Raw genomic sequence first — 5,473 nt, 5'->3', positions numbered from 1 at the left:
TGAGCCGGTCGCCCGCGAGATGGTCGCGCGGGGGTGCGGATTCTCCGGTCTCCTGTACGCGGGGTTGGCGATCACCACGTCGGGACCCGAGGTCGTGGAGTTCAACTGCCGGTTCGGTGATCCCGAGACGCAGGCGGTCCTGGCGCTGCTGGAGTCGCCGCTGGGGGAGGTCCTCCACGCGGTGGCCACCGGCCGTCTCGCCGAGCTGCCGCCGCTGGTGTGGCGCAGCGGCGCCGCGGTGACCGTCGTGTTGGCCGCGGAGAACTACCCGTCCGCGCCGCGCCGGGGTGACGTCATCGAGGGTGCCGAGCAGCCGGGGGTCTTCCACGCCGGGACCGCCCGGGACGCGGACGGGCGACTGGTCTCGGCCGGGGGGCGTGTCCTGTCGGTGGTCGGTACCGGTTCCGACCTGGCGGCCGCGCGTGCAGATGCCTACCGGATCCTCGACGGGGTCGAGCTGGGCGGCGGTCACTTCCGTCGCGACATCGGTCTGGCGGCCGAGGAGGGGCGCATCAGCATCCCTGACTGACCTCGGCCCCGCCGGAATCAACGAGCGTAGAGGGCCATCCGCGGAGCCTGCGCCACGAGCCAGGGACTGAACGCGAACGGCGTGGCGTCGACGGCCGTGCGTACGTCCTCGGGCCGGGCCCAGTGGTAGGCGCAGACCTCGTCCGTCCGCGGCGCCAGGTCGGCGCGGATGCGGGCGGTGAACACCGGGCAGATCTCGTTCTCCACGATGCCGGAGTCGTCCACCGCCCGGTACCGGAAGTCCGGTAGTGCCGGCTCGATCCCGTCCACCCGTGTCCCGAGTTCCTGTTCCGCCCGGCGCACGATCGCCTCGGCGGTATCCTCGCCCGGCCCGGGGTGGCCACAGAAGGAGTTGGTCCACACGCCGGGCCAGGCGCGCTTGTCGAGTGCGCGTCGGGTGAGCAGGACGCGGCCCTCACCGTCGACCACATGACACGAGAACGCCAGGTGAAGCGGGGTGTCGGTGGTGTGGACGGTGGCCTTGTCCGCGGTGCCGATGGGCTGGCCGTCCTCCGAGAGGAGGACCACGTACTCGGTGGTCGCGGGGGCGGAGGGGTCGTGAAGGGAGGACATGCCGCCAACTTTAGGCGCTTCGTGCCGGACGGGCCTCCGGGGTCTCAGACGGCGAGGTCGCGGGCGATCACCAGTCGTTGGATCTGGTTGGTGCCCTCGAAGATCTGCGTGATCTTGGCCTCGCGCATGTACCGCTCCACGGGGAACTCCCGGGTGTAGCCGACGCCTCCGAGCACCTGGACGGCGTCCGTCGTCACCTTCATCGCCGCGTCGGTGGCGGTGAGCTTGGCGATCGAGGCCTCACGCGAGTACGGCCGGCCGGCGTCCTTGCGGCGCGCCGCGTCGAGGTACGTGGCGCGGGCGGAGGTCACGGCCGCGGCCATGTCCGCCAACAGGAAGCCCAGGCCCTGGTGGCCGATGATGGTCTTGCCAAACGCTTCGCGCTCATTGGCGTAGGCGACCGCGTCGTCGAGCGCCCGCTGCGCGATGCCGGTGGCCACCGCGGCGATCCCGAGTCGGCCCGAGTCCAGGGCGGAGAACGCGATGCGCAGTCCGTCGCCCTCGGCACCGAGGAGACGGGCGGCGTCGACGCGGGCGCCCTCGTAGGCGGCGGTGGTGGTGGGGACGCCGTTCAGGCCCATCTTGTCCTCGGGCTTCCCGAACGTCAGGTTCTCGGTGTCGTGGGGGACCAGGAGGCACGAGATGCCGCCGGACCCCTCGCCGGTGCGGACGAAGGTATTGTACACGTCGGCGATCCCACCGTGCGTGATCCAGGACTTGGTGCCGGTGACCACGAACTCGTCACCCTCCCGCACGGCGCGGCACCGCAGCGCCGCTGCGTCCGACCCGGCCTGCGGCTCCGAGAGCGAGTACGCCCCGATCTGCTCACCGGCGAGCATCCCGGGCAGCCACTCGGCCTTCTGCTCGTCGGTTCCGGCGGTGGCCAGGGGGAAACAGGACAGGCCGTGCACGCTGGTCGCCACGGCGACGGCCGCCCAGCGGGCACCGAGTTCCTCCAGAACCTGCAGGTACACCTCGTACGGCTGGTCTCCCCCGCCGAACTCCTCCGGATAGGGCAGCCCCAATAGGCCCACCTCGCCGAAATGCGAGAAGAGTCCCTCGGGATAGGTGTGGTTCCGCTCGTGCTCGGCCGCGATCGGCTCGAGAAGCTTGTCCGCGACCGAGCGGGTCATCTCGAGGAGTTCGTACGCCTCGTCGCTGGGGAGCAGTCGGTCGACGGCCATGGGGATCCTTCCGGGTACGTGCGGGAATCGTCGGGTGGTCCCATTAGAGTGCACCGCTCCGGAGCAGTCGTACCAGCCCCGAAAGCGGGGGTGCCCGTCGGTGGGTGGTGCGCGGCGGGCCTCTGCACCAGTATCTGCAGACATGTCTGCAGATATGACCGAGACCACGCCGCCCACCGGCACGCCCCTGTCCCCGGAAGAACTCCTGGCGATCTACGACGTCCCCGGTGCGAGTGCGGCCGAGTTCCTCTGCGACCGCCACGACCCCGACGCCGTGGCCTTCACCGTGATCGACGCCGACCTGTCCGGTCGCGACGTCACCTACGGCGAGCTGAAGATCGGGAGCGAGAAGGTGGCCGCCGCCCTCGCGGCTCTCGGTGTGGGCGAGGGGGACCGGGTCGCCACGCTCATGGCCAAGTCCGCGGACCTAGTGTTCACGCTCATGGGGATCTGGCGACTGGGCGCGGTGCACATGCCGCTCTTCACCGCGTTCGCCTGGCCCGCCATCGAGATGCGGATCACCGGCGGCGACGCCCGGGTGATCGTGTCCGATTCCGACCAGCGGGGGAAGCTCGAGACCACGTCCGTCCCGGTCATCGTGGCCGGTCTGGCGGACTGCGCCGGTGCCCGGGAGGGAGACCTCGACCTCGACACGATCGTCGGCGCCCAGGAGCCCGGCCGCGCCGCCGCGGTCACCGGTCCGGAAGCCGGGATGGTCATGCTGTTCACCTCGGGGACCACCGGCACCCCCAAGGGCGTCGTGGTCCCCGTCCGGGCGCTCGCCGCGTTCCACCAATACATCGAGACCGGTCTGGACGTGCGCGCCGACGACGTGTTCTGGAACGGCGCCGATCCGGGGTGGGCGTACGGCCTCTACTACGGCATCCTCGGTCCGCTGGCCGTGGGCCGCCGCAGCCTGCTCCTGCACGCCCGGTACACCCCGGAGCTGGCGTTCGCCGTCCTGCAGTACTACGGGGTCACCAACTTCGCAGCGGCGCCGACGGTCTACCGGACGATGCGCGCCAAGCGCGACATCGCCCCGGACGTGAGGCTCCGCCGGGCTTCCGCCGCCGGTGAGCCGCTCACCCCCGAGGTGATCGAGTGGTCGATCGAGCAGTTCGGTGTCGAGGTTCGGGACCAGTACGGCCAGACCGAGCACGGGATGTTCATCATCAACCCCTGGCACGATTCGCTCCGCGAGGACGTCCGTCCCGGATCAATGGGAGTGCCGCTACCCGGGTGGGGGTGCACCGTGCTCGCGGCCGACTCGGATGAGACCGCGCCGGTCGGTGAACTCGGCCGCGTGGCGATCGACGTCTCCGCCAGCCCGCTCATGTGGTTCACGGGGTACCACGACGCCCCGGAGAAGACGGCAGAGCGGTTCAGCGCGGACGGCCGCTGGTACTACACGGGTGACGCGGCCAAGCTCGACGCCGACGGTCACTTCTACTTCTCGAGCCGCGACGACGACGTGATCATCATGTCCGGCTACCGGATCGGCCCGTTCGACGTGGAGTCCGTCCTGGCCAAGCACCCGGATGTACTGGAGTCGGCGATCATCGGCGTCCCCGACGAGCTGGCCGGTGAGGTGCTCGAGGCGTACGTCGTGCTGCGCGACGGTGTGGAGGGTGACGACGACAAGGCCGTGGAACTGCAGAAGTGGGTCAAGACGGAGTTCGCGGCCCACGCATTCCCCCGGAAGATCCACTTCTCCCGTGAGCTGCCCAAGACGCCGTCGGGCAAGATCCAGCGGTTCCTGTTGCGCAAGGAGCGCGCGGCGGAATAGGGAGCGCGGGTCGACCGCCTGGCTAGAAGTTAAGTGCGGTCACATAAAGACGGTTCATGGGTCTATGCTCGGTCGATGAAAACCCCGCGCGGAGCCCGCGCCCTCGGCGCCGCGGCGCTGGCCATCGTCATCCCCCTCGTGTCCGCCACCGCGGCGGTGCCCGCGGCCGCGAACCCGGTGATCTCCTCGGTCGCCCCGGACCCGTCGGTCCAGAGGGGAGCGGACGGGGCCTTCCACGTCTACGCGTCCTCGGACGACTGGTCGGACGGCGCCGGGTACCGGCTCGTCCCGCACTTCCGGTCCTTCGACCTCGTCGAGTGGGAGTACGTGGGCGACGCCTTCGGGTCCCGCCCGGCGTGGGCGCCGCCGGGTTCGTTCCTGTGGGCCCCGGACGTCCACGTCACCAGCGCTGGCGCCGTCATGTACTACACGACCGGCGGACCGTCCCCCTGCATCGGGAGGGCCACCGCGCCGGGGATCGAGGGCCCGTGGACACACGGAACCGCGCCGATCGTTTGCTTCGGGGCCGCCCAGCCGTACCAGGATCTGGACCCGATGGACCCTGAGGTGGTGTTCACCGCCGACGGCCCGGTCATGTTCATGGGCAACTTCGAGGGGGTCCACGCGGTGCGGATGAACCCCGCGGGTACCGCTCTCATCGGCGATCCCGTCCTGGTGGCGGGCACGGGGGTGGAGGCTCCCGCCGTCGTCAGCCGCGAGGGCAGGACGCACCTGTTCACCAGTGCAGGGCTGTGTTGCGACGGCGAGCGGTCGCAGTACCGCGTCCTGGGGGGTCGCGCCGACGACGTGATGGGCCCGTACTCCGATCGGCAGCAGCGCTCATTGGTGCAGGGGCCGGGGGCCCCGCTGCCCGGTGACGTGATCCTGAAGGGCGACGACGACTGGGTGGGACCGGGTCACGTCGACGTGACCACCGATGACGCCGGGCAGGACTGGATGCTCTACCACGCCGCCCCCCGTGGCAGCGCCGTGCTCCCCAACGGGGTGCAGAGGCGCTACATGATGCTCGACCGCCTGGACTGGGTCGGCGGGTGGCCGGTGGTCGGAGACGGCACCCCGTCCTCGACCCGGTCCGCCGATCCCATCGTCACCCTTCCCGTAAGGCTCACGGCGGTCGGTGGTGCGGTTCTGCGGCCGGACCGGGACGGCCAGGTGCTCGACGCCTCGGTCCGGCTGGACTCGACGGGGTCCGCCTACTCCGGCGACCTGCGCGCCACACTCACCGGACCCGATAAGCGCCGGCTCGAGTTGCCCGTGCTCGTCGACGGTCAGCCGCGGTCGTCCGTCCCCCAGGCCGTCGGTGCGGGAGCGACCGTGACCCGCGCGCTGACCTTGCGCCCCGCAGCCCCGTTGGTGCCGGGGCGGTATGAGCTCGTCGTCT

At 70.8% G+C, this 5,473-nt stretch carries 5 protein-coding genes; 3 read left to right on the top strand and 2 right to left on the bottom strand.

Annotated elements, in window-relative coordinates; translation table 11 throughout:
- On the top strand, positions 1–529 hold a 529-nt coding region (locus G6027_RS13210; protein WP_277612346.1), incomplete at its 5' end, for a phosphoribosylglycinamide synthetase C domain-containing protein.
- Between the two features lie 17 nt (positions 530–546).
- Here G6027_RS13210 and idi read toward each other — a convergent pair.
- Together idi and G6027_RS13200 are read right to left on the bottom strand one after the other, a co-directional pair.
- Positions 547–1,101, bottom strand: coding sequence for an isopentenyl-diphosphate Delta-isomerase (idi, locus tag G6027_RS13205; RefSeq protein ID WP_182637573.1), 555 nt, complete (start codon positions 1,099–1,101; stop codon positions 547–549).
- Positions 1,102–1,145: 44 nt separating this feature from the next.
- A complete protein-coding gene (locus G6027_RS13200; RefSeq protein WP_182637572.1) occupies positions 1,146–2,285 on the bottom strand; it encodes an acyl-CoA dehydrogenase family protein in 1,140 nt (379 codons plus the stop codon).
- A 142-nt stretch (positions 2,286–2,427) separates the two neighbouring features.
- Here G6027_RS13200 and G6027_RS13195 point away from each other — a divergent pair, with 142 nt between their 5' ends.
- Complete coding sequence (locus G6027_RS13195; RefSeq protein ID WP_182637571.1) at positions 2,428–4,071, top strand: AMP-binding protein; 1,644 nt, start codon at positions 2,428–2,430, stop codon at positions 4,069–4,071.
- Positions 4,072–4,146: 75 nt separating this feature from the next.
- A partial coding sequence (locus tag G6027_RS13190) for a family 43 glycosylhydrolase (RefSeq protein ID WP_241727106.1) occupies positions 4,147–5,473 on the top strand: 1,327 nt, incomplete at its 3' end.

Source organism: Dietzia sp. SLG310A2-38A2, assembly GCF_014145095.1.
In the GTDB taxonomy this organism is placed as follows: domain Bacteria; phylum Actinomycetota; class Actinomycetes; order Mycobacteriales; family Mycobacteriaceae; genus Dietzia.
The sequence above is the reverse complement of the archived record's forward strand: the minus strand, read 5'-3'. Positions and strand labels throughout refer to the sequence as shown.

What these genes read in the sequence shown, in the direction of transcription:
- idi (WP_182637573.1), bottom strand. Translation starts at nt 1,101, where the DNA reads ATGTCCTCCCTTCACGACCCCTCCGCCCCCGCGACCACCGAGTACGTG.
- G6027_RS13195 (WP_182637571.1), top strand. Translation starts at nt 2,428, where the DNA reads ATGTCTGCAGATATGACCGAGACCACGCCGCCCACCGGCACGCCCCTG.
- G6027_RS13200 (WP_182637572.1), bottom strand. Translation starts at nt 2,285, where the DNA reads ATGGCCGTCGACCGACTGCTCCCCAGCGACGAGGCGTACGAACTCCTC.